The sequence below is a fragment of the Sinomonas sp. G460-2 genome, assembly GCF_047759905.1.
GTDB lineage: Bacteria > Actinomycetota > Actinomycetes > Actinomycetales > Micrococcaceae > Sinomonas.
On record NZ_JBKZWT010000466.1, the window covers coordinates 1 to 2,108 of the forward strand.

Genomic DNA, 2,108 nt, shown 5'->3' on the forward strand with positions numbered 1-2,108 from the left:
GAGGTGGTGCTCGCGGCCGTCGACCCCGTTCCGACGTTCGTGTTCGACGAGGTCGACGCGGGCGTGGGCGGGCGCGCTGCCGTCGAGATCGGGCGGCGCCTCGCGATGCTCGCGCGGCACGTCCAGGTGCTCGTCGTCACCCACCTGCCACAGGTCGCGGCGTTCGCGGACCGGCACATCCGTGTGACAAAGAACTCGGTTGCTTCGGGGGAGCGCGGCGCCGACGGAGTCGCGGGCTTCACGTCGAGCGACGTCTCGCTCCTCGCCTCAGAGGAGCGCGTGGTCGAACTCGCGCGCATGCTCGCGGGCCAGGAGGATTCGGCTTCAGCTCGGGCGCACGCCCAAGAGCTCTTGGACGACGCACGAGCGGACCGGGAGGGGCCGCCACGCAAAACGGCGCGCGCGGGAAGTCGGGACCGGACGGCCAAGAGATGATAAGCTCGAATTCCGTGGTGCATCGCTCTCATTCCCGGTTTTCAGACGCCGACAAGACGACCAAGCAGATTTTCGTGACCGGAGGCGTAGCCTCGTCGCTCGGGAAGGGTCTGACGGCGTCGAGCCTCGGACATCTCCTCCGCGGGCGCGGGCTTTCGGTGACGATGCAAAAGCTCGATCCCTATCTCAACGTTGACCCCGGAACGATGAATCCGTTCCAGCACGGCGAGGTCTTCGTGACCGAGGACGGCGCTGAGACGGACCTCGACATCGGGCACTACGAGCGGTTCCTCGACGAGCCTCTCGACGGATCCGCCAACGTCACGACCGGCCAGATCTATTCGACGGTCATCGCCAAGGAACGCCGCGGCGAGTACCTCGGCGACACGGTCCAGGTCATCCCGCACATCACGGACGAGATCAAGCGCCGGATGCGCCTCCCCGCTGACGGCCCGGACGCGCCGGACGTCATCATCACGGAGATCGGCGGCACGGTCGGCGACATTGAGTCCCAGCCGTTCCTCGAGGCGGCCCGACAGGTCCGCCAGGACATCGGCCGCGGCAACGTGTTCTTCCTCCACGTCTCGCTCGTCCCGTACATTGGCCCGTCGCAGGAGCTCAAGACCAAGCCGACCCAGCACTCCGTGGCGGCCCTCCGCTCGATCGGCATCCAGCCCGAGGCGATCGTGGTCCGCTCGGACCGCCAGATCCCGGACGCGATGCGGGACAAGATCGGGCGCATGTGCGACGTCGACACGGACGCTGTGGTCAACTGCCCGGACGCGCCGAGCATCTACGACATCCCCAAGGTCATCCACTCGCAGGGCCTCGACTCGTACATCGTGCGGGCCCTCGACCTGCCGTTCAAGGACGTTGACTGGACGAAGTGGGACCGCCTCCTCAAGGCCGTCCACGAGCCCGCGCACGAGGTCGACATCGCCCTCGTGGGCAAGTACATCGACCTCCCGGACGCCTACCTGTCCGTGACCGAGGCGCTCCGCGCGGGCGGCTTCGCGAACGACACGAAGGTCAACATCCGCTGGGTCGCCTCCGACGAGTGCCAGACGCCCGCCGGCGCCGAGAAGGCCCTCGCCGGTGTTGACGCGATCGTGGTTCCGGGCGGCTTCGGCATCCGCGGCCTCGAGGGCAAGCTCGGCGCACTCACGCACTCGCGCGAACGCCAGCTCCCGACCCTCGGACTGTGCCTCGGCCTCCAGTGCATGGTCATCGAGTACGCGCGCAACGTCGTGGGCCTCGAGGGCGCCTCGTCGAGCGAGTTCGAGCCCAACTCGAAGTACCCGGTCATCGCGACCATGGCCGAGCAGCTCGAGATCGTCGAGGGCAAGGGGGACATGGGCGGCACGATGCGCCTGGGCCTCTACGACGCGGTCCTGCAGGACGACTCCGTCGTCGCCCACACGTATGGGGTCACGAAGGTTTCCGAGCGCCACCGCCACCGGTACGAGGTCAACAACGCGTACCGCGGCCAGCTCTCGGAGGCGGGTCTCGTGTTCTCGGGCACGTCGCCGGACGGCAAGCTCGTCGAGTTCGTCGAGCTCCCGCAGGACGTCCACCCGTACTACGTCGCGACTCAGGCGCACCCCGAGCTCGGCTCGCGCCCCACGCGCCCGCACCCGCTCTTCGTCGGCCTGGTTCGGGCCGCGCTTGAGCGC

The 2,108-nt window shown here is 68.4% G+C and carries 1 protein-coding gene and 1 pseudogene; both read left to right on the forward strand.

What is annotated here, in order from left to right:
• Positions 1-435, forward strand: a pseudogene (locus ACLN58_RS21490) (hypothetical protein); the annotation flags it as partial.
• On the forward strand, positions 432-2,108 hold a 1,677-nt coding region (locus tag ACLN58_RS21495; RefSeq protein ID WP_415857247.1), incomplete at its 3' end, for a CTP synthase. The pseudogene ACLN58_RS21490 and the gene ACLN58_RS21495, both read left to right, overlap by 4 nt.